The organism is Paraburkholderia lacunae (assembly GCF_003353175.1).
GTDB classification, from domain to species: domain Bacteria; phylum Pseudomonadota; class Gammaproteobacteria; order Burkholderiales; family Burkholderiaceae; genus Paraburkholderia; species Paraburkholderia lacunae.
On the sequence record NZ_QHKS01000023.1, the window covers coordinates 33,455 to 57,663 of the forward strand.

Annotated in this window: 25 protein-coding genes; 15 read left to right on the top strand and 10 right to left on the bottom strand. The window is 63.4% G+C overall.

Translation table 11 applies throughout. The features are described 5' to 3' along the window. Positions 1-29: 29 nt before the first annotated feature. From DLM46_RS28465 to DLM46_RS28475, 3 genes are all read right to left on the bottom strand, one after another. Complete coding sequence (locus tag DLM46_RS28465; RefSeq protein ID WP_115105970.1) at positions 30-503, bottom strand: DUF2844 domain-containing protein; 474 nt, start codon at positions 501-503, stop codon at positions 30-32. A 353-nt stretch (positions 504-856) separates the two neighbouring features. After that, positions 857-1,180, bottom strand: coding sequence for a rhodanese-like domain-containing protein (locus DLM46_RS28470; protein ID WP_115105973.1), 324 nt, complete (start codon positions 1,178-1,180; stop codon positions 857-859). A gap of 58 nt (positions 1,181-1,238) precedes the next feature. Beyond that, a complete protein-coding gene (locus tag DLM46_RS28475; protein ID WP_115105976.1) occupies positions 1,239-1,892 on the bottom strand; it encodes a protein-L-isoaspartate O-methyltransferase family protein in 654 nt (217 codons plus the stop codon). Positions 1,893-2,187: 295 nt separating this feature from the next. Between DLM46_RS28475 and DLM46_RS28480 the strand changes: the two genes are divergently transcribed. The 6 genes from DLM46_RS28480 (at position 2,188) to DLM46_RS28505 (ending at position 9,092) form a co-directional block, all read left to right on the top strand. Next, positions 2,188-3,228, top strand: a complete 1,041-nt coding sequence (locus DLM46_RS28480; protein ID WP_208866343.1) for a LacI family DNA-binding transcriptional regulator — start codon at positions 2,188-2,190, stop codon at positions 3,226-3,228. Positions 3,229-3,231: 3 nt separating this feature from the next. After that, complete coding sequence (locus DLM46_RS28485; RefSeq protein WP_115105980.1) at positions 3,232-4,719, top strand: sugar ABC transporter ATP-binding protein; 1,488 nt, start codon at positions 3,232-3,234, stop codon at positions 4,717-4,719. Beyond that, positions 4,700-5,713, top strand: coding sequence for an ABC transporter permease (locus DLM46_RS28490; RefSeq protein WP_115105982.1), 1,014 nt, complete (start codon positions 4,700-4,702; stop codon positions 5,711-5,713). The genes DLM46_RS28485 and DLM46_RS28490 overlap by 20 nt, the downstream gene beginning before the upstream one ends. 81 nt (positions 5,714-5,794) lie before the next feature. Beyond that, positions 5,795-6,763 carry a substrate-binding domain-containing protein gene (locus DLM46_RS28495; RefSeq protein ID WP_115105984.1) on the top strand — a complete coding sequence of 323 codons (969 nt, stop codon included), beginning with the start codon at positions 5,795-5,797 and terminating at the stop codon, positions 6,761-6,763. Positions 6,764-6,844: 81 nt separating this feature from the next. Further along, on the top strand, positions 6,845-7,894 hold the full coding sequence (locus DLM46_RS28500) for a sugar phosphate isomerase/epimerase family protein (protein WP_115105987.1): 1,050 nt from the start codon (positions 6,845-6,847) through the stop codon (positions 7,892-7,894). A 49-nt stretch (positions 7,895-7,943) separates the two neighbouring features. After that, positions 7,944-9,092, top strand: coding sequence for a Gfo/Idh/MocA family protein (locus tag DLM46_RS28505; RefSeq protein WP_115106191.1), 1,149 nt, complete (start codon positions 7,944-7,946; stop codon positions 9,090-9,092). A 31-nt stretch (positions 9,093-9,123) separates the two neighbouring features. On the opposite strand, the gene DLM46_RS28510 is transcribed toward DLM46_RS28505, so the two are convergent. From DLM46_RS28510 to DLM46_RS28520, 3 genes are read right to left on the bottom strand one after another with little or no spacing between them, the layout of a single operon-like run. After that, positions 9,124-9,384 carry a hypothetical protein gene (locus tag DLM46_RS28510; RefSeq protein WP_115105989.1) on the bottom strand — a complete coding sequence of 87 codons (261 nt, stop codon included), beginning with the start codon at positions 9,382-9,384 and terminating at the stop codon, positions 9,124-9,126. 53 nt (positions 9,385-9,437) lie between these two features. Further along, entirely contained in the window at positions 9,438-10,610 is a 1,173-nt protein-coding gene (locus DLM46_RS28515; RefSeq protein ID WP_115105992.1) for an ABC transporter substrate-binding protein, read from the bottom strand. A gap of 57 nt (positions 10,611-10,667) precedes the next feature. Next, entirely contained in the window at positions 10,668-11,609 is a 942-nt protein-coding gene (locus DLM46_RS28520) for a CysB family HTH-type transcriptional regulator (protein ID WP_115105994.1), read from the bottom strand. A 234-nt stretch (positions 11,610-11,843) separates the two neighbouring features. Here DLM46_RS28520 and DLM46_RS28525 point away from each other — a divergent pair, with 234 nt between their 5' ends. From DLM46_RS28525 to cobA, 6 genes are all read left to right on the top strand, one after another. Next, positions 11,844-13,523 carry a nitrite/sulfite reductase gene (locus tag DLM46_RS28525; RefSeq protein WP_115105997.1) on the top strand — a complete coding sequence of 560 codons (1,680 nt, stop codon included), beginning with the start codon at positions 11,844-11,846 and terminating at the stop codon, positions 13,521-13,523. A gap of 22 nt (positions 13,524-13,545) precedes the next feature. After that, positions 13,546-14,094, top strand: coding sequence for a DUF934 domain-containing protein (locus DLM46_RS28530; RefSeq protein ID WP_115105999.1), 549 nt, complete (start codon positions 13,546-13,548; stop codon positions 14,092-14,094). Further along, positions 14,091-14,837, top strand: a complete 747-nt coding sequence (locus tag DLM46_RS28535) for a phosphoadenylyl-sulfate reductase (protein WP_115106001.1) — start codon at positions 14,091-14,093, stop codon at positions 14,835-14,837. Before DLM46_RS28530 ends, DLM46_RS28535 begins: the two co-directional genes overlap by 4 nt. 123 nt (positions 14,838-14,960) lie before the next feature. After that, the gene (gene cysD / locus DLM46_RS28540) at positions 14,961-15,923 is read left to right on the top strand and encodes a sulfate adenylyltransferase subunit CysD (RefSeq protein WP_115106004.1); all 963 of its coding nucleotides are present in this window, start codon (positions 14,961-14,963) and stop codon (positions 15,921-15,923) included. A gap of 77 nt (positions 15,924-16,000) precedes the next feature. Next, positions 16,001-17,317 (top strand): sulfate adenylyltransferase subunit 1, encoded by a 1,317-nt coding sequence (locus DLM46_RS28545; protein WP_115106006.1) that lies wholly within the window; start codon positions 16,001-16,003, stop codon positions 17,315-17,317. A gap of 54 nt (positions 17,318-17,371) precedes the next feature. Beyond that, positions 17,372-18,127: a uroporphyrinogen-III C-methyltransferase gene (gene cobA / locus DLM46_RS28550; protein ID WP_115106008.1), complete on the top strand. Its 756-nt coding sequence runs from the start codon at positions 17,372-17,374 to the stop codon at positions 18,125-18,127. 60 nt (positions 18,128-18,187) lie between these two features. Here cobA and DLM46_RS28555 read toward each other — a convergent pair whose 3' ends face one another. The 3 genes from DLM46_RS28555 to lptF are packed head-to-tail and all read right to left on the bottom strand — an operon-like array spanning position 18,188 to position 20,829. After that, positions 18,188-18,568, bottom strand: a complete 381-nt coding sequence (locus DLM46_RS28555) for a sirohydrochlorin chelatase (RefSeq protein ID WP_115106011.1) — start codon at positions 18,566-18,568, stop codon at positions 18,188-18,190. Positions 18,569-18,579: 11 nt separating this feature from the next. Further along, complete coding sequence (gene lptG / locus DLM46_RS28560) at positions 18,580-19,728, bottom strand: LPS export ABC transporter permease LptG (RefSeq protein WP_115106014.1); 1,149 nt, start codon at positions 19,726-19,728, stop codon at positions 18,580-18,582. Between the two features lie 3 nt (positions 19,729-19,731). After that, positions 19,732-20,829: an LPS export ABC transporter permease LptF gene (gene lptF / locus DLM46_RS28565; protein ID WP_115106016.1), complete on the bottom strand. Its 1,098-nt coding sequence runs from the start codon at positions 20,827-20,829 to the stop codon at positions 19,732-19,734. Between the two features lie 137 nt (positions 20,830-20,966). Here lptF and DLM46_RS28570 point away from each other — a divergent pair, with 137 nt between their 5' ends. The 3 genes from DLM46_RS28570 (at position 20,967) to DLM46_RS28580 (ending at position 23,740) form a co-directional block, all read left to right on the top strand. Further along, positions 20,967-22,523: a leucyl aminopeptidase gene (locus tag DLM46_RS28570; protein WP_115106019.1), complete on the top strand. Its 1,557-nt coding sequence runs from the start codon at positions 20,967-20,969 to the stop codon at positions 22,521-22,523. Positions 22,524-22,575: 52 nt separating this feature from the next. Continuing rightward, the gene (locus DLM46_RS28575; RefSeq protein ID WP_115106022.1) at positions 22,576-22,992 is read left to right on the top strand and encodes a DNA polymerase III subunit chi; all 417 of its coding nucleotides are present in this window, start codon (positions 22,576-22,578) and stop codon (positions 22,990-22,992) included. Between the two features lie 97 nt (positions 22,993-23,089). Then, positions 23,090-23,740 carry a DUF2486 family protein gene (locus DLM46_RS28580; protein WP_115106193.1) on the top strand — a complete coding sequence of 217 codons (651 nt, stop codon included), beginning with the start codon at positions 23,090-23,092 and terminating at the stop codon, positions 23,738-23,740. Positions 23,741-23,816: 76 nt separating this feature from the next. Here the strand turns inward: DLM46_RS28580 and DLM46_RS28585 are convergent, their stop codons facing one another. Beyond that, positions 23,817-24,155, bottom strand: coding sequence for a c-type cytochrome (locus tag DLM46_RS28585; protein ID WP_115106024.1), 339 nt, complete (start codon positions 24,153-24,155; stop codon positions 23,817-23,819). Positions 24,156-24,209 lie beyond the last annotated feature (54 nt).

Genomic DNA, 24,209 nt, shown 5'->3' on the forward strand with positions numbered 1-24,209 from the left:
GTCGTTTTCCCGTGAAATGGGCGTCTCGTTCATGGCAGGTCGGCGGCGCGGACATTCGCGGGGATCAGGCGAGGCAGGTACGCGATGCCGAATAAGCGGCCCGGCCTGCCCGACGACTCGATCTGAAGGTCGCCGCGGCGCTCGGTCAGCGCGCCGGTGCCGAGCGGACGTGATTCGCCCGCGGAGATGTAGTTCGGGAAATAGCTGCCGAGCAGCGTGCGCATGTCGGGGCGTACCGGACCCTGCCACGTGACCGCGAACACGACGTTGGAGGGCAGCACGTACTCGCGGACGGTGACGCCGGCGGCGTCGCTCGTCTCATGGACGGTGTAAGGCGCGGGGGATTTAGTCGTGGCCGCGCTGGCAGCGGCGGTGGACTGCGGCGTAGCGCGCAGCGGCTTCGTCGACGAGGATGTGCCGGCGCTCGGCGCGCCGCCCAAAGTCGCATGCGATGCTGGCGGCAACAACGTTGCCGCCAGCATCGCGATCTTCAACAATCTCATCACATTGCTCCCACAAAAAATTGTTGGAGCATGGTGCCTGTGTGATGCTCAGGAAACCGTACGAATTTTCCGGGGTGATTGTGGGAGGCGTCTCAATTAAAACGAGATGTCAGGCGTATCGCAAAGGGGAAGAGCGCGTCGTTACTGAGGTGCGGCAGCCGTTTGGCGTGGAAGAGCCGCAACTCTTCGCTGTTGGCGGAGAGCGCCGCGCGCGCTTTGCAGCTACGCGTCGTTCGAGAGCGCTTCGTCGTGGAGCGGGGAAAGGCCGCCGGCCCGAGCGGGGGAGTACGCAATGGAGCGCCAGGGCAGCCAGCAGAACCGGCACCCGCCGGCGCATCATCGGGACCGTGCGATCAGTAGGTCGGAACGGACGGATCGACCTGACGCGACCACGCGTCGATTCCGCCTTGCAGATTGAAGACGTTGGTATGGCCGCGCGACTCGAGAAACATCGCGACCTGGGCGCTGCGCGCGCCGTGATGGCACACGCAGACGATTTGCGCGTCGTCGTCGAGTTCTTCGCTGCGTGCGGGAATCTCGCGCATCGGAATCGACACGGCGCCGGCGATCGACGCCGTCTGGATTTCCCACGGCTCGCGCACGTCGAGCAGCACGGGCGCGGGACGCGATTGATCGGCGAGCCATTCGGCGAGCGCGGGAGCGGACAGATTTTGCATCAGCAAGACATCCAGTTCAGATTGCGGCGGACCGGCGAAACGTCAGGTTGCCAATTGTTTAGAACTTGAAGCGCGGCGGCTGCACTGCGTTTTGCAGCGGCTCGACGTACGTTTCGAATACGTCGGCGATACGGTATTGCTTCTCGTCGATGCGCGTGATGATCTGCGCTTTCATGACCGGCGCGGTGCCGACGAAAACCGCCAGACGGCCGCCCACCTTCAGCTGTTCGAGCAATTCCTGCGGCAGCACCGGCAGGCCGCCCGACACGCAGATCACGTCGTACGGCGCGGCGTCGGCCCAGCCGCGCGAGGCGTCGCCGGTGGCGACTTCGGCGTTCAGCACGCCGTTGGCGGTCAGGTTGCTCTTTGCCAGTTCCGCCAGTTCCGGTTCGATATCGACCGTCAGCACGTGCTGCGCGCGATGTGCGAGCAGGGCTGCCATGTAACCCGAGCCGGCGCCGATTTCGAGCACGCTTTCGTGCTTCTTCACCGCCAGTTCCTGCAGCACGCGCGCCTCGATGCGCGGCGCCAGCATGTGCTGGCCGGCCGGCAGCGGCACTTCGAAGTCGACGAAGGCCAGATCGCGGTAAGCAGCGGGAACGAAGTTTTCACGCTTGACGATCGAGAGCAGATTCAGCACGTCCTGGTCGAGCACTTCCCAGGGGCGGATCTGCTGTTCGATCATGTTGAAACGCGCTTGCTCGATATTCATGGTGGGGTCGGCGGTTTGGTTTGGCGATTTTTGCCTCTGCCCAGCGCTTGCCGGAATCCATTGGAAGCCGGGGCAGGCAGGGTAACTGCGGAATTGTACCAAACCGCGGTACGATCCCGCGCCGTCGCCGGCAGTGCGGCGACTCGCCGCCGTCTGTTGCCCCCTGCCGCCCCCGTGTTTATCCCTAGCGATCCGTCCTTGCGATTCGCGCGCGCATCGCCCAAGAATGTAATCGATTACATTTTCGAGGCGGCCTGACTTGTCTAAAACGTCGTCCAAAGCGTCGTCCAGAACGGTGTCCAGGGTGCGCCCGCCGCGCGAGGCGCTGCCGCCGCGGCCGTCCGAGGGCATATCGATTGCCGGCGTCGCCGAGCAGGCGGGGGTGTCGGTGGCGACGGTGTCGCGGGTGCTGAACGGCCATGAGAACGTCCGGCCCGCGACCCGCGCCAAGGTATTGGCTGCTGTCGACGCGAGCGGCTACCGCGTCAACGAACTGGCGCGCAACCTGCGCACCGCCGAAAGCCGCCTGCTGCTGACCATGGTGCCCGACGTCGGCAACCCGTTCTACGCCGAGATCGTGCGCGGCATCGACAGCGTCGCCCGCCAGCATGGCTACTTCATGCTGCTGTGCGACACGGGCGCCGATCCGGGCCGCGAGCGCAGTTATTTCGATCTGCTGCGGCGGCGCCGCGCGGACGGCGCGATCTGCCTCGATCCGGCGACGATTCAGCAGGCGCTCGGCGAGGCATCCGGCGCACTGCCTTGGGTCGCGTGCTGCGAGTTCGATCCGGCGGTCGGCGTGCCGTACGTCGGCATCGACAACTACCGGGCCGCGGGCGACGCGGTGCGGCATCTGCTGGCACGCGGTCACCGGCGCATCGGCTTGATCAATTCCGATGTCGGCTATCTCTATGCGCGGCAGCGTCAGCAAGGCTATCTCGATGCGTTGCGCGAAGCGGGCATTACCCCGAACGAGAACTGGCGCATGAACCTGAACAGTCTCGACTACGAAGCGGGCGCATCGGCCGCGGCCGTGCTGGCGCAACAGGCGCAGGCGCCGAGTGCGATCTTCGCGGTGTCGGATACGCTGGCGATCGGCGTGATCCACGGCTTGCGCAGTGTCGGCAAGCGCGTGCCGGACGACATCGCCGTGGTCGGCTTCGACGATATTTCGCTCGCCGCGCAAGTCGATCCGCCGCTCACCACTGTCGCGCAGCCGATGCGCGAACTCGGCGAAACCGCCGCGCGTCTGCTGCTGCAGCGGCTAGCGAATCCGTTGGCGAACGTGCCGGGCGTGCTGCTGCCGCATCGGCTCGTGATTCGCGGGAGCACGTAAGCGATGAGCCTCGCCGTCCGCTTCGACGATATCCGCAAAGACTTCGGTCCGGTGCGCGTGCTGCACGGCGTGAGCTTCGATCTCGCGCCCGGACGCATTTACGGATTGCTCGGCGAAAACGGCGCGGGCAAATCGACGCTGATGAAAATCCTCGCCGGCTATGAAACGGCGACCTCGGGCACGGTGCTGGTCGACGGCCACGCACAGCAGTTCATCGGTTCACGCGACGCCGAAGCCGCCGGCATTGTGCTGATTCACCAGGAGTTCAATCTCGCCGAACACCTGACGATCGCGCAGAACATGTATCTCGGTCACGAGAAGCGGCGCGGCTGGTTCGTCGACGACGCGGCAATGCGCGCCGACGCCACGCGCTATCTCGCGCAAGTTGGGCTCGAGAAAGCACCGGATACCAAAGTGCGCGAGCTGATCGTCGCGGAAAAGCAGATGGTGGAGATCGCCAAAGCGCTGTCGCGCCGCGCGCGTCTGTTGATCATGGACGAACCGACCGCCACGCTCACGCCGTCCGAAACCGAACGTCTTTTCACGCTGATGGCGAAGCTCAAGGCCGACGGCGTGACCATCATCTATATCTCGCACAAGCTCGACGAAGTCGAACGAATTACCGATGAAGTGATCGTGATGCGCGACGGCCGCTTCGTCGCGCGCGGCGAAACGGCCGGCCTCGCGCGGCAGCAGATGGCGAATCTGATGGTCGGGCGCGACGTGTCCGATATGTTCCCCGACAAGATCACGGTGCCCGCCGACGCCCCGCTCGCGCTGAAAGTAGAAGGTCTCGCCGTACCGGACTGGGTCGAGGACCTGAGCTTCGAGGTCCGCGCAGGCGAAGTGCTCGGGTTCGCGGGACTGGTCGGAGCAGGGCGCACGGAAGCGTTCGAAGCGATCATCGGTCTGCGCAAACGCACGGCGGGCCGCATCGAAATCGCCGGCCGGCGCGCCGATCTGAACAACCCGCGCGAAGCGATGCGCCACGGTCTCACGTATCTGAGCGAGGATCGCAAAGGCAAAGGCCTGCACGTGAACCTGAGCCTGCAGGACAACGTCACCCTGATGACGCTCGAACGCTACGCGCATCCGTTGCTCGATCTGAAAGCGGGGCGCGCGGCGTTGAGCAAAGCCGTGAGCGACTTCGGCATCCGCACCGGCGACCTGTCGAGCCGCGCGCGCATGCTTTCCGGCGGCAATCAGCAGAAGCTCGCACTCGCCAAGTTCCTGCAATCCGACCCGAACGTGATCGTGCTCGACGAGCCGACGCGCGGCGTCGATGTCGGTGCGAAGCGCGACATCTATTTCCTGATTCATCGTCTTGCCGCGCAAGGCCGCGCGGTGATCGTCATTTCATCCGAGCTGATCGAGCTGATCGGTCTGTGCCACCGCGTCGCCGTGATGCGCGCGGGACGCCTGCAGGCGACGCTCACGCTCGAGCATCTGACCGAAGAGGAGTTGATCGCCCATGCGACCGGCACCCACTGAAGCTGCGCCGTCCGGCCGTGCGTTGCGCTTCGCGCATCGTCTGTATGCGCTCGGGCCGCTTGCCGGCCTGATCGCGCTGTGCGTCGCCGGCACGCTGCTCAATCGCGACTTCGCGACGCTCGACAATCTGATGAACGTGCTCACGCGCACGTCGTTCATCGGCATCATCGCGGTCGGCATGACCTTCGTGATCATTTCCGGCGGCATCGATCTGTCGGTCGGCTCGATGGCGGCGCTGATCGCGGGCAGCATGATCTGGCTGATGAATGGGCTCGCAGCGGGTGTCGGCGGTCATACCTTCGCGCCGCTCGCCATCGTGACGCTCGGCATCGTGTTAGCGCTGGTGCTCGGCGGCCTGTTCGGCTGCGCGCACGGTTTGCTGATCACCAAAGGACGCATCGAGCCGTTCATCGTCACACTGGGCACGCTAGGCATTTTTCGCGCGGTGCTGACGTGGCTCGCCGACGGCGGCGCGCTGACGCTGGATAACGCGTTGTCCGACTTGTATGGGCCGGTTTACTACGCGAGTCTGTTCGGCGTGCCGGTGCCGATCTGGGTATTTCTCGTGGTCGCGGCGGGCGGGGCGCTGATTCTGAATCGCACCGCGTTCGGCCGGCACGTGCAGGCGATCGGCTCGAACGAACAGGTGGCGCGCTATGCGGCGATTCGCGTCGATACGGTGAAGATCGTCACCTATGTGCTGCTCGGCATCTGCGTCGGCGTGGCGACCGTGCTGTACGTGCCGCGGCTCGGCTCGGCCACGCCGACCACCGGCTTGCTGTGGGAGCTCGAGGCGATCGCATCCGTCGTGGTGGGCGGCACCGCGCTCAAAGGCGGCGAAGGCCGCGTGATCGGCACGGTGATCGGCGCGATCCTGCTTTCGGTGATCGCGAACATTCTGAATCTGACCAGCATCATCAGCGTGTATCTGAACGCGGCGGTGCAGGGCGTGGTGATTATCTTCGTTGCGTTCGTGCAGCGTGGACGAAGGTAGGTGGTGGACTTTAAACGCACGATTAATGGGACCAGAGTAAGCGCTAAAGCGCCAACTCTGGTCGACACAGGAGACGCAACCATGAAGCAGGTCATTCGAGCGGTGAGCGCCGGCATGCTGGCGTTGGGGATACTGGGCACAACGGGCGTAGGTGTGGCGCGTGCCGATGAAAAAGTCACCTTGGGTGTCGCGATTCCGACGGCCGATCACGGCTTCACCGGCGGCATCGTCTGGTGGGCGAACAAGGCAAAGAGCGATCTGGAGAAGGCGCATCCGGATCTGAAAGTGATCGTGAAGACAGCCGCGGGTGCGCCCGAACAGGCGAACCAGTTGCAGGATCTGGTGACCGTCAACAAGATCAACGCGCTGGTGATTTTCCCGTTCGAATCGGCGTCTCTCACGCAACCGGTCGCGCAGGTGAAGAAGAAGGGCGTGTATGTGACCGTGGTCGATCGCGGTTTGACCGACACCAGCGCACAGGACGCTTACGTCGCGGGCGACAACACCGCGTTCGGCAAGATTCCCGCCGAATATCTGGCGAAAGCGCTCGACGGCAAAGGCGACATCGTCGCGCTGCGAGGCATCCCGACGACACTCGACAACGAACGCTGGGCCGCGTTTACGGGCGTGCTGAAGGCGTATCCGAACATCAGGATTCTCGACGCCAAATACGCAAACTGGAATCGCGACGACGCGTTCAAGGTCATGCAGGACTACCTGACGCGCTTCAAGCACATCGACGCCGTCTGGGCCGCCGACGACGACATGGCTGTCGGTGTCCTCAAGGCGATCGATCAGAGCAAGCGCAGCGACATCAAGATCGTGTTCGGCGGCGCGGGTTCGAAGGGCATGGTGAAGAACGTGATGGACAGCGCTCCACTGATCAAGGCAGACGTGTCGTACTCGCCGAAATTCATCTACGACGCGATCAAGCTCACCGCGGAAGCGCGGCTGAAGGGCGACAAGCTGCCGCCGACCACGATCATTCCGTCGGTGCTGATCACCAAGGAAAACGCGCAGCAGTTCTATTTCCCGGACTCGCCGTTCTGATCCGATTGGCGTTCGCGGCGCGCTCGCTTCGTCGCTTTGGCGGGGGCGACGCGAGCGTGTCATGGTTCGAGGAGCCGTACGATGAAAACCATCCAGGGGCCGGCGATCTTTCTGGCTCAGTTCATGGGCGACGAGGTGCCGTTCGACAACCTCGCGCATCTGGCCGGCTGGGCTGCGAGTCTCGGCTTCAAGGGTATTCAGGTGCCGTGCGACGCGCGCCTGATCGATCTCGAGCAGGCTGCGGCGAGCCAGACGTATTGCGACGAGTTGCGCGAGATCGTCGACGATGCGGGCATGACGATCACCGAACTGTCGACGCATCTGCAAGGGCAGCTCGTGGCCGTGCATCCTGCCTATGACGTGCTGTTCGACGGCTTTGCCGCGCAGCATGTGCGAGGCAGCCCCGCTGCGCGCACGCAGTGGGCGATCGAACAGATGAAGCTGGCGGCGAAGGCGTCGCAGCGTTTGGGGCTGACAACGCACGTGTCGTTTTCCGGCGCGCTGGCATGGCCGTATCTGTATCCGTGGCCGCAGCGTCCGGCAGGTTTGATAGAGGCCGCGTTCGACGAACTCGCGCGCCGCTGGACGCCGATTCTCGATGCTTTCGAAGCGGCCGGTGTCGACGTTTGCTACGAGTTGCATCCCGGTGAAGATCTGCACGACGGCGTGAGCTTCGAGCGCTTTCTCGACGCAGTGAAGCGCCACCCGCGCGCGAACATCCTCTACGACCCGAGCCACTTTGTCTTGCAGCAACTCGACTACCTAGCCTTCATCGATATCTATCACGCGCGCATCAAGGCGTTCCATGTGAAGGATGCGGAGTTTCGGCCGAACGGCAAACAAGGCGTGTATGGCGGCTATAGCGGCTGGGTCGAACGTGCTGGGCGGTTCCGCTCGCTGGGCGACGGGCAGATCGATTTCGGCGCGATCTTCTCGAAGATGGCGCAGTACGATTTCCCCGGCTGGGCGGTGCTCGAATGGGAGTGCGCGCTGAAGCATCCGCAGGACGGCGCGCGCGAAGGTGCGGAGTTCATTCGCCGGCACATCATTCGGGTGGCCGAGCATGCGTTCGACGATTTCGCGGGCAGCGGCGTGGACGCGGCGCAGTTGAAACGGGTACTCGGCATTTGAGCGTCCACTGCGCATGGCGGACGAGCATCAACGCAAAGGAGTGTCTCTCATGCCACGAAGGCTCAGGTTAGGCATGGTCGGCGGCGGGCAGGGCGCGTTCATCGGCGCGGTGCATCGGCTCGCCGCACGGCTCGACGACCGCTTCGAACTGGTGGCCGGCGCGCTCTCGTCCGATCCGCAGCGCGCCCAGGCGAGCGCGGACGAAGCCGGCATCGCGCGCAGCTATGCGGACTGGCGCGAGATGGCGCGTGCCGAAGCCGCGCGCGACGACGGTATCGATGCGGTGGCGATCGTCACGCCGAACCATTTGCATGCGCCGGTGGCGACGGCCTTTCTCGAAGTCGGGATTCACGTGATCTGCGATAAGCCGCTGGCGATTTCGCTGGCGGAAGGCGAGGCGCTGGCGCAGCTCGCGCGCGAGAAGAACCGGCTGTTTGCCTTGACGCATACGTACTCCGGCTATCCGCTGGTGCGTCATGCGCGTGAGCTCGTCGAACGAGGCGATCTGGGCGAGCTGCGCGTGGTGCAAGTCGAATACGCGCAGGACTGGCTTGCCGAGCCGATAGAAACGAGCGGCTCGAACAAGCAGGCGGGCTGGCGCACGGACCCGGCTTTGGCGGGGCCCGCCGGCTGCCTCGGCGACATCGGCACGCATGCGTATCACCTGGCGACGTTCGTCACGGGGATGACGCCGTCGTCGTTGTCCGCGGAGCTGCACACCTTCGTCCCGGGACGTCGCGTCGACGATCACGTGCAGGCGCTGCTGCGCTATCCGAACGGCGCGCGGGGCATGCTGTGGGCGAGCCAGGTGGCGAGTGGCGCGGAGAACGCGTTGCGCTTGCGGGTGTACGGCACCAAGGCCAGTTTGAGTTTCGATCAGGAGAACCCAAACGAATTGTGGTTCACGCCGCTGGGCGGTTCGGCCGTGCGGGTGACGCGCGCACGCGTGAAGAGCGCGATCGCGGCACATGCGACACGCGTGCCGCCCGGGCATCCTGAGGGTTATCTGGAAGCGTTTGCGCAGTTGTACAAGGATGCGGCGTTGCAGATCGAGGCGTTGGATGCGGGTGAAGCGCTTCCCGCCGAAAGCCGGTTGCTCACCACGGTGGACGACGGCGTAGCGGGCTTGCGTTTCATCGCCGCGGTGCTGGCGAGCAGTGCGGCGGACGGACGGTGGCGGGACATCGGCAAACGATGAACCCGCCACGAGCGTGACGCTGACGCGCGCTTCAACCGCCCTTGCTCTTCTTGATCTGTTCTTCGAAAGCGATATCGAGCTTGCTCGCCTTGCGCGGTTTCTGCGGACCAAAAGCGTCGACGAACTTGACGAAGTCGTCGAGCGTCAGCGGGTCGGACACTTTCTTGTCCGTGCCGCTCGATTTGTCGACCAGATAGAACAGGCCGCCGGACAGGCTGATCGCCGCGAACCGCGGATTGCCGCTGCGGGTTTTCAGCCGCTCGACGGCGTGGATGGCTCGGGTGGTGCGCATGATGTGGGACTGCTGGGTCAAGGAAAGGCTTCTACTGTAGCAACTTCGCGAATCTATTGACTGAGATACGTGAACTTGCCGTTCCTGATGACGCCCATCACGCTCGCGCGTTGATCGAGACCCACGTGGTCCTTCGAGCTCGTGTTGACCACGCCGTTCGGCACGACCAGTTCATGCGCATGCTCGAGTTCGTCGCGCAACGCGGCGCGGAAGGCCGGCGTGCCCGGCTGGGCCGTCTTCAGCGCGCGCGTCACGGCATCCTGAAGGCGCGGATACACGCCCGCCGCGTCGCCGGCGAACTGCGTGACGCTGCCCGGCCCGTACTTCGCTTCATATTGGTCGACAAACGCGAGCGCCGCCTTCCTGGCCGGATGATCGGCCGGCAGGGTGCGCGCCACCACGACCGGCTGGGTCGGGAACAGCGTGCCTTCCACGTCCTTGCCGCCCAGCTTGATGAACTCAGGCGTCGCGATGCCGTGCGTCTGATAGATCGGCCCCTTGAAGCCGCGCTCGACCAGCGTGCGTTGCGGCAGCACGGTCGGCGTGCCGGCGCCCGCGATCAGGATCGCGTCGGGTTTGGCGGCCAGCAGCTTCAGCACCTGGCCGGTCACGCTGGCGTCGGTGCGGTTGAAGCGCTCGGTCGCGACGATCTGGATGTGGCGCAACGCGGCGAACTTGCTGAATTCGTTGAGCCAGCTTTCGCCGTAACCGTCCGCGAAGCCGATGAAGCCCACCGTCTTCACGTTGTGATTCGACATGTAGCGCGTCATCACGTCGGCCATCGCGCTGTCGGTCTGCGCCATCTTGTAGGCCCACACCTTCTTGCCTTCCTGCGGTTCGACCACGCTCGCCGAGCCGATCAGCGTGATCATCGGCGTCTGGCTTTCGGCCACCGGATCGAGCGCGGCCATCGCCGCCGGCGTGATGTTCGGTCCGACGACCACGTCGACATGGTCTTCGTTGATCAGCTTGCGGATGTTGCGGACTGCGGCGCCCGGGTCGGAGGCGTCGTCGAGGAAGATGTAGTCGGCTTTCTGGCCGGCAATCGTGGCCGGCCACATCAGCATCGCGTTCTTGCTGGTGATGCCGATCACGGCGGCCGGGCCGGTGCTCGACAGGTCGATGCCGACCTTGAGGTCGGCGTGCGCGGCGGTGGCGACGAGCAGCGCGCCGAGCGCGGCCAGGCCGCGAAGTTGGGTCCGTGGTTTGTTCTTATGCGACGTCATCGAGGGGGCTCCGTAGCGGGAAGCGTGGTGAGAGGCGTGGTCAGAAGTGTGGTGAGGTCAAAGTTCGTAGGTTTCGTGTTCGCCCTTGAGGGCCTGTTCGATCAGCTTGCGGTTCATGCTCGGCGACAGCAGTTCGACGAGCGTATACACATAGCTGCGCAGATACGCGCCCTGTTTCAGCGCGACCCGCGTCACGTTGCTGCCGAACAGATGGCCGACCGGCATCGCCCGCAAGTGGCGGTCGCGCTCCGCATTGAACGCGATATCCGCCATGATGCCGACGCCCAGACCCAGCTCGACGTAGGTCTTGATCACGTCGGCGTCGATCGCCTCGAGCACGATGTCCGGATGCAGGCCGCGCAGGCGGAACGCCTCGTTGATCTTGGTGCGGCCGGCGAACGCGTTGTCGTACGTAATCAGCGGGTACTGGGTGAGATCGTCCAGCGACAGCAGCTTGCGGTCGACGAGCGGATGATCCGGCTGCATCACGGCGACGTGATGCCACTGGAAGCACGGCAGCGACACCAGTTCCTTATAGTTGGAGATCGCCTCGGTGGCGATCGCGAGATCGGCCTGGTCGTGAATCACCATCTCGGCGACCTGGGTCGGGCTGCCTTGCAGAATTGAAAGGTGAACTTTCGGGAAGCGCTTCTTGAATTCGGCGATGGCAGCCGGCAGCGAGTAGCGCGCCTGGGTGTGGGTGGCCGCGATCACCAGATTGCCTTGATCCTGCGCTGCGTAATCTTTACCGACCCGCTTGAGGCTCTCGACTTCCTGCAAGATCTTCTCGACCGATTGCAGGATAATGCGCCCCGGCTCGGTCAGCGAGCGCACGCGCTTGCCGTGGCGTGTGAAGATTTCGACGCCCAACTCGTCTTCCAGCTCGATGATCGCCTTGGAGACGCCCGGCTGGCTCGTATACAGGGCTTTGGCCGCTTCGGTCAGGTTGAAATTCTGCCGCACAGCCTCGCGGACGAAGCGGAATTGGTGCAGGTTCATATATAACCCCTCCGCATATAAAAAGAATTTTTAAGTCGTTTGAAATATAAGGCGAGTTTATTACGATCTGTCCATCTTTTTCAATATGGATATCTGTTTTTGTCATAAGCAAATGAGAGATGGGTCTAAACCCTGACTCGGCTGAACTGACAAATGGAGACATCCAGGGCACGGCGTAACCGGTACGCCGGTCGCCAGAGCGCCGTCTGTCACGCAAAAAATTGGGGTCCCCGAATGTACCAATACGATCAGTACGACCAGACCATCGTCGATGAACGGGTCGCGCAATACGCCGATCAGGTTCGCCGCCGGCTGTCGGGCGAATTGAGCGAAGAGGAGTTCCGTCCGCTGCGCCTGCAGAACGGCCTGTACATGCAGCGCCACGCGTACATGCATCGCATCGCGATTCCGTACGGCAACCTGCGCAGCGACCAGATGCGCGTGCTGGCCCAGATCGCGCGCGAACACGACCGCGGCTACGGCCATTTTTCGACGCGCTCGAACATCCAGTACAACTGGATCCAGCTCGAGGAAACGCCGGAAATCCTGCGCAAGCTCGCCGCGGTGCAAATGCACGGCATCCAGACCTCGGGCAACTGCATCCGCAACATCACGGCGGACCAGTTCGCCGGCGTGGCGCCGGATGAAGTGGTCGACCCGCGTCCGTGGGCAGAAATCCTGCGTCAATGGTCGACGTTCCACCCGGAATTCGCATGGTTGCCGCGCAAGTTCAAGATCGCCGTGTCGGGCTCGAAGGAAGACCGTGCTGCCGTGCAGATCCACGACATGGGCGTGTATCTGAAGAAGAACGAGCAGGGCGAGCTGGTGGCCGACATTCTGGCCGGCGGCGGCATGGGCCGTACGCCGATCATCGGCGCGATCATCCGTCGCGATTTGCCGTGGCAACATCTGCTGACGTACTGCGAAGCGGTGCTGCGCGTGTACAACCGCTATGGCCGCCGCGACAACATGTACAAGGCACGCATCAAGATTCTCGTGAAGGCGCTGTCGCCGGAGAAGTTCTCCGCGCAGGTCGAAGAAGAATGGCAGCACCTGAAGGACGGTCCTTCGACGCTCACGCAAGCTGAAGTGGATCGCGTGTCGCAATACTTCCGGCCGCCGGTGTACGACAAGCTGCCGGATACGGACGCGTCGTTCGAAAAGCATCTGCTGGAAAACCGTGCGTTTGCCCGCTGGGTCGAGCGTAACGTGCGTCCGCACAAGGTGTCGGGCTACGCGTCGGTGACGCTGTCGCTGAAGCCGGCCACGATCGCCCCGGGTGACGCCACCGATACGCAGATGGAAGCGGTCGCCGATTGGGCCGACGAGTACTCGTACGGCGAAATCCGTGTGTCGCACGAACAGAACCTGATTCTCGCGAACGTGAAGAAGCGCGATCTGTTCGCGCTGTGGGAAAAGGCCAAGGCGCAAGGTTTCGCGACGCCGAACATCGGCTTGCTGACCGACATCATCGCGTGCCCGGGCGGCGATTTCTGCTCGCTCGCGAACGCGAAGTCGATTCCGATCGCGCTGGCGATCCAGGAGCGCTTCAACGACCTCGACTATGTGTACGACCTCGGCGACGTGTCGCTGAATATCTCGGGCTGTATCAACGCGTGCGGTCACCATCACGTCGGCAATATCGGCATTCTGGGCGTCGATAAGGACGGCTCGGAGTGGTATCAGGTGACGCTCGGCGGCGAGCAGGGCACGGGCGCGACCGGCGCGCATCTGGGCCGCGTGATCGGCCCGTCGTTCTCGGCGCACGAGATGCCGGACGTGATGAGCAAAGTGATCGATACGTTCGTGGAAAACCGCTTTGAGGGCGAACGTTTCATCGAAACGTACAACCGCATCGGCATCAACCCGTTCAAGGAACGTGTGTACGCCTCGCGCCAACCGGCTCACGCGTAACCGCGCAAAGGATACTGAACAGATGGCTTCTATCATCAAGAACCGCGCGATCGTCAACGACGACTGGACCGTCGTGCGCCCGGCCGAAGACGGCTCGCTGCCGGCGGTGAACGAACTGCCGGCCGGCAAGGTGCTGGTGCCGCTCGCGTTGTGGCAGGCTTCCCGTGACGCATTGATCGCTTCGCGCGGCGCCGCGGAAATCGGCGTGTGGCTCGCGCCGGATAGCGAACCGGCGGAGATCGTCGGCGACTTCGACAGGATCGCGCTGATCGGCGTGGACTTCCCGGTGTTCCGCGACGGCCGTGGCTTCAGCATTGGCCGTTTGCTGCGCGAACGTTATGGCTACAAGGGCGAACTGCGCGCGATCGGCGACGTGCTGCGCGATCAACTCGCGTTCATGTTCCGCTGCGGCTTCGACGCCTACGCACTGCGCGCCGACAAGGACTTCAATGATGCGCTGAAGGCGTTCGACGAATTCAGCGTGCAGTATCAGGGCGCGGTGGACAATCCCTCGCCGCTGTTCCGCCGTCGTGCGGCGGCGGCTTCCGCTTCGGAAAAGGTTTCGGCATGAGCGGCGCACAATCGCTCACGCCGGAACTCGCTGCGAAGGTCGAGCGCCTCGATGCGCTGCTCGATTCGATCGCAGCGCGTCACGCGAACGTCAAGCTCGCCAGCAGCCTCGCCGCGGAAGACATGCTGCTCACGCACGCGATTCTTTCGCGCGGCGTGAAGATCGGCATCTTCTCGTTGAACACCGGCCGTCTGCATGCGGAAACGCTCGGCATGCTCGATTGCGTGAAAGAGCGCTACGGCTACGAGATCGAACAGTTTCATCCGCAGGCGGCTGCTGTCGATGAATACGTCAATTCGCATGGTCTGAACGCGTTTTACGAGAGCGTCGATTTGCGCAAGCGTTGCTGCGAGATCCGCAAGGTGGAGCCGCTGAACCGCGCGCTGTCCGATGTCAGCGCCTGGGTGACGGGCCAGCGGCGCGAGCAATCGGTGACGCGTGCCGAGCTGCACGAGGAAGAGCACGACGCCGCGCGCAACATGGCCAAGTTCAATCCGCTGACGGACTGGACCGAAGCCGAGGTGTGGGCTTATCTGAAAGGCTTCGACGTGCCGGTCAATCCGCTGCACGCGCGCGGTTATCCGAGCATCGGCTGCGAACCCTGCACGCGTGCGATCCGTCCCGGTGAAGACAGCCGGGCCGGGCGCTGGTGGTGGGAGTCGCGCGATACGAAGGAATGCGGGCTGCACATCACCACGATTACGCCGATCGCCGTCGGCAGCGGCGGCAACGCTTCTGCCTGATGTTGCAATGAAGTCCCGGTGAATTCAGGCCTTGGCTTTTGACCTGAACGCCACACATACCGATTTGAATACTTCCGCGTCGCGAGCAGCCGCTCGCGACGCGAACCAACGAAGGACCCAAATATGAGCACCACGCTCGATTCCACTGTCAACGCTCCGCTTGCCAACACGGCGAACCGGATGGATCACCTCGATTGGCTCGAAGCCGAGTCGATTCACATCCTGCGCGAACTGGTCGCCGAATGCAGCAAGCCGGCGCTGCTGTTTTCGGGCGGCAAGGATTCGGTCGTGGTGCTGCACCTCGCGCTGAAGGCATTCGGCCTCGGCGCGAACCGCAAGACCGTGCTGCCGTTCCCGCTCGTACACATCGACACTGGCCACAACTACGACGAAGTGATCGACTTCCGCGATCGTCGTGCGCAAGAGATCGGCGCCGAGCTGGTGGTGGGTCACGTCGAAGATTCGATCAAGCGCGGCACGGTGCGTCTGCGCCGCGAAACGGATTCGCGCAATGCCGCGCAAGCGGTCACGCTGCTCGAAACCATCGAACAACATGGCTATACCGCGCTGATCGGCGGCGCGCGCCGCGACGAAGAAAAGGCCCGCGCGAAAGAGCGCATCTTCTCGTTCCGCGACGAATTCGGTCAATGGGATCCGAAGGCGCAGCGCCCGGAACTGTGGAGCCTGTACAACGCACGTCTGCACAACGGCGAACACCTGCGCGTGTTCCCGATTTCGAACTGGACCGAACTCGACGTGTGGCAGTACATCGCTCGCGAACAGCTCGAACTGCCGTCGATCTATTACGCGCATCAACGCGAGATTGTGCGCCGCAATGGCCTGCTGGTGCCGGTCACGCCGCTCACGCCGATGCGTGAAGGCGAGAGCAGCGAAACCGCGCTGGTGCGTTTCCGCACCGTTGGCGATATCAGCTGCACGTGCCCGGTGGAAAGCGATGCGGACGACATCGAGAAGATCATCGCCGAAACGGCCGTGACCGAAATCACGGAACGCGGCGCGACGCGGATGGACGATCAGGTCTCCGAAGCCGCGATGGAACAGCGTAAGAAGCAAGGTTATTTCTAAGCGTGGGACCGGGGTAGGGCGCTATGGGACCAGAGTAGGCGCTAAAGCGCTAACTCAGGTCGACAAGGACAAGGAACATCATGAATATTCATCAACCAGAAGACCTCGGCGTGCTGCGATTCATCACGGCGGGCAGCGTGGACGACGGCAAGAGCACGCTAATCGGCCGCCTGCTGTACGACAGCAAGGCCGTGTTGAGCGATCAGCTCTCGGCACTGTCGCGCGCGAAGAACAAGCGCACCGTCGGCGACGAAATCGACCTGTCGCTGCTGACCGACGGCCTCGAAGCCGAGCGCGAGCAGGGCATCACGATCGACGTCGCATACCGTTACTTCGCGACAGCGAAGCGCAAGTTCATCATCGCCGATACGCCGGGTCACGAGCAGTACACCCGCAACATGGTGACGGGCGCATCGACCGCGCATGCGGCGATCATTCTGGTCGACGCCACGCGCGTGACCTTCGTCGACGGCGTCGCGCAATTGCTGCCGCAAACCAAGCGCCATAGCGCGATCGTGAAACTGCTTGGCTTGCAGCACGTGATCGTCGCGATCAACAAGATGGATCTGGTCGAGTACAGCGAAACGCGCTTCAACGAGATTCGTGACGCATATGTCGATCTCGCGCGTCACCTGGGTTTGAGCGACGTGCGTTTCGTGCCGGTGTCGGCGCTCAAGGGCGACAACATCGTGACCTTGAGCGAAAGCATGCCGTGGTACGCGGGCGAACCGCTGCTCGACTTGCTCGAAGCACTGCCGGTCGACGTGCCGACAGGTCAGGCGCTGCGTTTCCCGGTGCAGTGGGTGGCGCGTCAGGACGGCAGCCAGGCCGACGATTTCCGCGGCTACATGGGCCGTATCGAAGCGGGCGAAGTGAAGGTCGGCGACACAATCGTCGTGCTGCCGGCGAACCGCGAAGCGACGGTTGCCGAGATCATCGCGCCGGTGCCGGGCGGCACCGCGCAAGTGGACCGCGCGTTTGCCGGTCAAACGGTGACGATCCGTCTGGCCGAAGACGTCGACGTGTCGCGCGGCGACACTTTCGTGCTGAGCGAAGCGGCGCCCGAGCCGGCGAAAAAGCTGGAAGCCGATCTGTGCTGGTTCGACGACACGCCGTTGTCCACGCAACGCAAGTATCTGCTGAAGCAGACCACGAGCACCGTGTTCGCGCGGATCGCTGCAATCAAGGAAGTGCTCGACGTGCATACGTTGTCGCAAGCCACCGATCGCAAGGAACTGGCGATGAACGACATCGGCCGCGTGGCGCTGACGTTGCAAAAGCCGCTGGTGTGCGATGTGTACGACTCGCATCCGGGCACGGGCGCATTCGTGCTGATCGACGAAGCGACGCATCACACCGTCGCTGCCGGCATGATTCGGGCGTTTTCGGCGTAAGCCGGCGACGCGCAGCAGCGCACCGTCAGCGCCTTAACGAACAGGTTGACGCAAATGGGCAAGGTTTATTTGATCGGCGCGGGGCCGGGTGCCGCGGACCTCATTACGGTGCGCGGTGCGCGGCTGTTGGGCGCCGCCGATGTCGTCCTGCACGACGCGCTGGTCGAGCCCGCGATGCTCGACTATGCGCCTGCTCACGCGCGGCGGATTGCTGTCGGCAAGCGTTGCGGACAGCTTTCCACGGCGCAGCAGTTCATCAACAAGCAGATCGTGGATGCTGCTCTCGAGCACGATGTGGTGGTTCGCCTGAAGGGCGGCGATCCGATGTTGTTCGGCCGGGCCGACGAGGAGATGCGGGCGCTTGAAGCCGCCGGCATCGAGTATGAGGTGGTGCCAGGCATTACCGCTGCGCTGGCTAGTGCTGCGTCCTTGAAGCGGTCTTTGACGTTGCGGGGTGTGTCGCGCAGTGTCGCACTGGCGACTTTTAGCCGTGCGCCGGGCTCCGACGAGATTCGTGAGCAGGTGAGTGCGGATTCGCTCGTGTTCTACATGGGCCGCGATAGCGGTGTCGAGATTGCCCAGCAGTTGATCGACGCTGGACGGGCGGTTTCTACGCCGGTGGCGATTGTCGAGGCTTGCAGTACAGAGCGTGAGCGGATGCTCACTCTTACGCTGGAGGAGCTCGCTTGCGGCGAGGCGCAGAAGTGGGTCGATGCTTCGCAGCCGAGCTTGCTGATGATCGGGGAGGCGTTTGCTGCCCGCCAGCAGCAAGTTGTCCGCACCGCGGATGGGATGTTGGTGGCGGCTTAAAGTTTTTTCTGCGCGGAGCACGGCCCATATACGCGCCATAAGCGCCGCGCAGCAGGAAAGTCAAACCTGGCGGAGGCAATACGCCGCCACGGCGTCCAGTACCGATTCGTCCTCGCCAACGGCGACGGCGCACCTGATTTCAACAGAAGGATGCAACTCGCGGCAGCGCTCGACTATCGCGGGGAGATCCTGCCTGACATGTCCACCCTGCCCGAAAAAAACGGGCACAACGGTGACCACATCGCAGCCGCCGGAGACAAGTTCTTCGACAGCGGCCGGCAAATCCGGCTCCATCAACTCAAGAAACGCCAGGATCACCGGCCCAGCCTCGCCGCCAGAGGTACGAGCAGCCCGCAGCTTGTCGGCCAGCCTCTCAAACGGCTCGCGCCAGCGAACATCCCTCGCGCCATGCGCAAACAGCACAATCCCGTGCGTAGCCATGAAAAAGGCTCCTAATGGCGATCAACCCACCTCAGCCCGACCAGCCCCAGCACCAGATATACCAACCCCGGCGTAGCCGCAGTCAAAGGCGCGGGCCACGTATTCAACGTGCCGATATGCGAGAACAGCGTGTTGAACAGCTGAAAACTCATCCCCAGCATAATCCCGCCGAAAACCTTCATACCCACCACGCCGGCTCGCGTATGCAAATACGCAAACGGTAACGACAGCACCAGCATCACGAACACCGCGAACGGATACAGCAGCTTGCGCCACAGCGCAATCTCATACCGTTGGGTGTCCTGGTGATTCTCCGTCAAATGCTGGATGTAGCGGAACAGGTTGAACATCGACATCCGGTCCGGCGACACCAGCAGCACCGACAGGATTTGCGGCGTCAGTTCCGAGCGCAGCGAGTACTCCGGCACGGCCACCTGCTTTGCGCGATACACCGGATTCAACACATCGGCCGGGGTGCCCGGAGGCGGCGGCACGTCGAACAGTTGCGTGTCGGTCACGCCGGTCAGTTGCCAATGTCCCGGCGGCTGGTACTTGCCGCTTTGGGCGATCCGCACGTTCGACAGACGAAATTGCGAATCGAATTCGTAGATCCGCACTTTGCTGATGGTCGCGTCGGGTTTCAACTCGCCGACGTTCACAAAGCGCGTCACCTGCTCGCCGTCCGCGCGCGCAGTGAGCGTGTCCTTCACCCAGACGCCCGACTCGAAATTGCTCGATACCGACGACCCCAGCGCTTCCAGCCGTACGCGCTCGGATAGCTGATCCGTGTAGGGACCGACCACTTCGCCGATCAGGTAGGTGAGGAACACCAGCGGAATGCCGATCTTCAGCAGCGAGCGCAGCGCCTGGTTGGTCGCGAGGCCCGACACGCGGAAAATCGTGTATTCGGAGTTCGCAGCCATCTGCGCGAACACGTAGATCGCGCTGATCAGCGCGGCCACCGGAATGATTTCGTAGAAACGCGACGGCGTTTGCAAGGCAACCCGCAGCACCGCGTACTGGAACTTGTAGTTGCCGTGGCCGACGGAGTTCAGTTCGTTGATCAGGTCGAAAAAGAAGAACAGGCCCGAAAACGCGAACAGAATGAAGATGAACGTGAGGTAGACCTGACGCGCGAAGTACTTTTCATAGATGCGCATCGGTCAGGCTCCCTGCGAACGGCTGAACATCGCCCGCGTGAACAGCGGCCGATTGCGCACGCGCAGCCAGAAAATGAACGCGACGACCACCGTCACCACGATATGCAGGCTCACGAGCCCAACCCCGAATGACATCTTGCCTTGCTCGATCCACGACTGCACCACGTTCAGCAGATTCGAATACGTCAGATAGATCAGGACGGCCATCACGAGATTGATCGTGCGGCTGCGCCGCGGGTTCTGGTGCGCGAGCGGAATCGCCAGTAGCATCAGGTTGATCGCGATCAGCGGCAGCCCCGCGCGCCATGCAAATTCGGCGAGGTTTTCGCGAGTCGGGTTGCGGAACAGATCGAGCGTCGGCGTGCCGGTGGTGGTCGGGGTACTGACGACCGGTTGGCTCTGGATCTTCACACCATAACGTTCGAATTCCATGATGCGGAAATCGGGGTGCCCCGGTTCGCCGTCGTACCGGCGGCCGTTTTCCAGCACCACGAAGCGGTCGCCGTTCTTGTGCGTCTCGGTATGGCCGTTCTTCGACACCACCACGTTGACCTTGCCGTTCTCGGTGCTGGTCACGAACACGTTCTCCACGTGCCCCTGGTCGGGCGACATCTTCTCGATGAAGAACACCCGGTGGCTCGTGGCCGATTCGCGGAATTGCCCCGGCGCGAGCAGCGAGACCTCGTCACGCTGCTGGAAACGCGCGCGGATCAGCTTGCTCTGCTGGTTCGACCACGGCCAGCCGACGAACACGAAGAACATGATGAGGATGACGATGGGCGTGGCGAACATGCCGATCGGCCTGATGAAGCGGGTCAAACTGACGCCCGAGGACAGCCACACGACCATCTCGGAGTCTTTGTACCAACGTGTCAGAACGAAGAGGATCGACACGAACAGGGTCGCGACGAGCATGATCGCCAGATAGCCGATCACGGTCAGTCCGATCAGCACCAGCACGTCGCGCGGATCGATCTCGCCCGAGGCTGCGAAGCCGACGATGCGGATCATCATCGTCGTCAGCACGAGCGTGAGGAGAACCATGAACACGGCACCAGCCGTATACGCGAGTTCGCGCTGGAGGGAGCGTTCGAAGATCATTATTGATGACGAGAGGGGGCGCTCTCAGCGGCGCGCGGGTTGGTTCCCGTCACGCCTCTGGTGCAGCCGCCGCGGGAAAAATAGCGGATAATTGCGGCTTTCATCCTAAGCCCAGATTTTATCCGAGGATAAGCGCGATGGACTTTAGCATAAAAGCCTGTGATTGGACCAAAGGCTCGACAAACGGTTTCCTGACCGGGAAATCCGATTGCATCGTAATCGGCGTCTTCGAGTCGCAAACGCTCTCGGGCGCTGCGCTGGAAATCGATGCGGCCACCAAGGGCCTGTTGACGCGCATCATCAAGGCCGGCGACATGGACGGCAAGGCCGGCACCACGCTGTTCCTGCACGAAGTGTCGGGTATCGGCGCCTCGCGTGTGCTGCTGGTCGGCCTCGGCAAACAGGATACATTCGGTCAGAAAGCCTACGGCGAAGCCGTGCGGGCTGCCTGGCGCGCATTGCTGGCCACCAAGGTGGTCCAGGTCACCTTCACGCTCGCCCAACTGCCGATCCTCGAGCGCTCGGCCGATTGGGGCGTGCGCGCGGCGATCCTCGCGCTGCGCGAGCTGACCTACAAGTTCACGCAGATGAAGAGCAAGCCGGATAACGCGGCGCGCGCGTTGAAGCGCATCGTCTTCAGCGTCAATACCGGCGACGAAAAGGCCGCCAAGCTTGCCGCGAAGCAGGGCGCCGCGCTCGCCAACGGCATGGACCTGACGCGCGACCTCGGCAACCTGCCGAGCAACGTCTGCACGCCGACCCACCTCGCCAACACCGCGAAGAAGCTCGCCAAAGACTGGAAGCTGAAGGTCGAAGTGCTCGGCGAAAAGCAGTGCGAAGCGCTCAAGATGGGCTCGTTCCTGTCGGTCACGGCCGGCGCGGTCGAACCGGCGCAGTTCATCGTGCTGCAGTACCAGGGCGGCGTCGCGAAAGCCGCGCCGGTGGTGCTGGTCGGCAAGGGCGTCACGTTCGATACCGGCGGCATTTCGCTCAAGCCGGGCGAAGGCATGGACGAGATGAAGTACGACATGTGCGGCGCCGGTTCGGTGCTGGGCACGTTGCGCGCCGTCGCGGAAATGGGCTTGAAAATCAACGTGGTGGGCATCATTCCGGCGGTCGAGAACATGCCGTCGGGGAACGCCACCAAGCCGGGCGACATCGTCACCAGCATGAAGGGCCTGACGATCGAAGTGCTGAACACGGACGCCGAAGGCCGTCTGATCCTGTGTGACGCGCTCACCTATGCCGAGCGTTTCAAACCGGCTGCGGTGATCGACATCGCCACGCTCACGGGCGCTTGCATCATCGCGCTGGGTCATCACAACAGCGGTCTGTTCTCGAAAGACGATGCGCTGGCGGGTGAATTGCTCGACGCCTCGCGCGAAGCATCCGATCCGGCATGGCGTATGCCGCTCGACGAAGAGTATCAGGATCAGCTCAAGTCGAATTTCGCGGACCTCGCCAACATCGGCGGCCGTCCGGCGGGCAGTGTGACGGCGGCGTGCTTCCTGTCGCGTTTCACCGAAGCGTATCCGTGGGCGCATCTGGACATCGCCGGCACCGCATGGAAGAGCGGCGCGGCGAAGGGCGCCACTGGCCGTCCGGTGCCGCTGCTCGCGCAGTTCCTGATCGACCGGGCCGCGGACGGTAGGGCCGCTGACGGTCGGGCCGCGGACGGTCGCGCCGCACAATGACGCGTTGCAGTAAAGTTGCGAGCGCCGGAGTGGACGCGAGGCGGAGCCGCCGATGACGAGAATCGACTTTCATTCGAACGTCGGCGATTCGCTGCTGTATGCGTGCCGCCTGATCCGCAAGGCGTATCAGGCGGGCCAGCCGACCATCGTGCTGGCCGAGCCGCCGCGGTTGCAGGCGTTCGACGAGCAACTGTGGACGTTCTCGCCGCTCGACTTCGTGCCGCATTGCATGGCGGGCACGCCGCTTGCCGCGCAAACGCCGATCGTGCTGACGTCGAATCTCGACGACGTGCCGCACCATCAGGTGCTGCTCAATCTCGGCGCCACGGTGCCGGCGCAATTCGCGCGCTTCGAAAGACTGCTGGAAGTGGTCGGCAACGCACCCGACGAACTCGCTGCGGGCCGCGAACGCTATCGCTTCTACCGCGATCGCGGCTATGCTTTGAACAACTACAAGCAGGGCAGCTAGGTTTCATCTTCCGCGTCGCGCGGTGTCCTCTGCGGTCGTGCTGGATTTGGCGCGCACGCGGCCTGCTTCAGTTTCGACTCAAACACGGAGGGTGAGCGTGTCCGACCCCAACGACAATTCGATCCCGGTTCTGCACGAGATTCTCGTACCGGGCGATCCCGCTCAGGCGCGCCACGAGCCGGACGCCCAGGCCGCGCCGGCGGCGCAGCCGGTGCCGGAACCCGTCACCGCAAAAGAACCGGCCGTTGCGCCGGAGGCTGCGCTTGCGCCGGAGGCTGCGCTTGCGCCGGAGGCTGCGCTTGCGCCGGAGCCTGCGCACGAGCCTGAACCGGCTCATGCTCATCCAAAAAAACGCTCGAAGGCCCACCCGCATGGGGAATCGCGGCACGGGCACGAACCGGAGTTTGCGCCGTCCGCGGGCGTGTTCGATCGGACTGAGCCGCTTGCGCCGGCCGAAGCGGGCGCGATCGTGCCGCCGGATATCGCTCATGAAGCGCCGGCGCCTGCCCAGCAGAGTCTGGATGCCGACGCGATCGCCGAAAGTCTGTGCGGGCGGTTCGCGGGATTCCTGTCGGGAGAAGGGCGCGGCATCATCGAAGCGCGCTGCCACGAAGCGTTGCAGGAGCACACTGCACGGCTCGTCAACCAGGTCACGCGTGAAGTGGCGCTGGCGCTCGAAACGGAGCTGACCGGCTGGGTGCGCGAAGCAGTTGAAGAAGAGATCGCGCGGCGCTCGGGCGGCGCGTAAGCGGGAAAGGCGGTGTGTCCTGGTCCGGGCGCCTCTCTTCGGGCGCCTTCACTTGAGCCTCTTCACTCGAGGGTCCTCATTTGAGCGTCATCACCCAGCTCGCAAGCAGCGCGGCCTGATCGGGCGTGAGCTGTGTATTCGCGGGCATCGGCACCGCGCCCCACACGCCCGTGCTGCCGTCAATGATCTTGTGCTTCAGATAAGTAGCGGCATCTTCGCGGCCGGCATATTTCGCGGCGACATCGTGAAGTGCCGGGCCCATGATTGGACGCGTCACCGAGTGACAGCTCATGCAGTTCTGCTGCTGGGCAAGCGCGAGGCCCTGAGCCGCCTCCGCGTGAGCCGAACTGCCCGCACCTGACGCGGCGGCCAACACGCCGGCCATCGCAAACGCCGCATATGACATTGATTTCATTGTGGTCTCCGTCGGTGCAGGTGCCCGACTCGTGCTGTAGGCATTATAAAAGGA

Excerpts from the sequence above, each read along its gene's own strand:
- DLM46_RS28520 (WP_115105994.1), bottom strand. The coding sequence starts at position 11,609 with ATGAACCTGCACCAATTCCGCTTCGTCCGCGAGGCTGTGCGGCAGAAT.
- DLM46_RS28465 (WP_115105970.1), bottom strand. The coding sequence starts at position 503 with ATGAGATTGTTGAAGATCGCGATGCTGGCGGCAACGTTGTTGCCGCCA.
- DLM46_RS28525 (WP_115105997.1), top strand. The coding sequence starts at position 11,844 with ATGTACCAATACGATCAGTACGACCAGACCATCGTCGATGAACGGGTC.
- DLM46_RS28535 (WP_115106001.1), top strand. The coding sequence starts at position 14,091 with ATGAGCGGCGCACAATCGCTCACGCCGGAACTCGCTGCGAAGGTCGAG.
- DLM46_RS28570 (WP_115106019.1), top strand. The coding sequence starts at position 20,967 with ATGGACTTTAGCATAAAAGCCTGTGATTGGACCAAAGGCTCGACAAAC.
- lptG (WP_115106014.1), bottom strand. The coding sequence starts at position 19,728 with ATGCGCATCTATGAAAAGTACTTCGCGCGTCAGGTCTACCTCACGTTC.
- cysD (WP_115106004.1), top strand. The coding sequence starts at position 14,961 with ATGAGCACCACGCTCGATTCCACTGTCAACGCTCCGCTTGCCAACACG.
- DLM46_RS28500 (WP_115105987.1), top strand. The coding sequence starts at position 6,845 with ATGAAAACCATCCAGGGGCCGGCGATCTTTCTGGCTCAGTTCATGGGC.
- cobA (WP_115106008.1), top strand. The coding sequence starts at position 17,372 with ATGGGCAAGGTTTATTTGATCGGCGCGGGGCCGGGTGCCGCGGACCTC.
- DLM46_RS28475 (WP_115105976.1), bottom strand. The coding sequence starts at position 1,892 with ATGAATATCGAGCAAGCGCGTTTCAACATGATCGAACAGCAGATCCGC.
- lptF (WP_115106016.1), bottom strand. The coding sequence starts at position 20,829 with ATGATCTTCGAACGCTCCCTCCAGCGCGAACTCGCGTATACGGCTGGT.
- DLM46_RS28485 (WP_115105980.1), top strand. The coding sequence starts at position 3,232 with ATGAGCCTCGCCGTCCGCTTCGACGATATCCGCAAAGACTTCGGTCCG.
- DLM46_RS28505 (WP_115106191.1), top strand. The coding sequence starts at position 7,944 with ATGCCACGAAGGCTCAGGTTAGGCATGGTCGGCGGCGGGCAGGGCGCG.
- DLM46_RS28470 (WP_115105973.1), bottom strand. The coding sequence starts at position 1,180 with ATGCAAAATCTGTCCGCTCCCGCGCTCGCCGAATGGCTCGCCGATCAA.
- DLM46_RS28585 (WP_115106024.1), bottom strand. The coding sequence starts at position 24,155 with ATGAAATCAATGTCATATGCGGCGTTTGCGATGGCCGGCGTGTTGGCC.
- DLM46_RS28495 (WP_115105984.1), top strand. The coding sequence starts at position 5,795 with ATGAAGCAGGTCATTCGAGCGGTGAGCGCCGGCATGCTGGCGTTGGGG.
- DLM46_RS28510 (WP_115105989.1), bottom strand. The coding sequence starts at position 9,384 with ATGCGCACCACCCGAGCCATCCACGCCGTCGAGCGGCTGAAAACCCGC.
- DLM46_RS28575 (WP_115106022.1), top strand. The coding sequence starts at position 22,576 with ATGACGAGAATCGACTTTCATTCGAACGTCGGCGATTCGCTGCTGTAT.
- DLM46_RS28490 (WP_115105982.1), top strand. The coding sequence starts at position 4,700 with ATGCGACCGGCACCCACTGAAGCTGCGCCGTCCGGCCGTGCGTTGCGC.
- DLM46_RS28530 (WP_115105999.1), top strand. The coding sequence starts at position 13,546 with ATGGCTTCTATCATCAAGAACCGCGCGATCGTCAACGACGACTGGACC.
- DLM46_RS28515 (WP_115105992.1), bottom strand. The coding sequence starts at position 10,610 with ATGACGTCGCATAAGAACAAACCACGGACCCAACTTCGCGGCCTGGCC.
- DLM46_RS28555 (WP_115106011.1), bottom strand. The coding sequence starts at position 18,568 with ATGGCTACGCACGGGATTGTGCTGTTTGCGCATGGCGCGAGGGATGTT.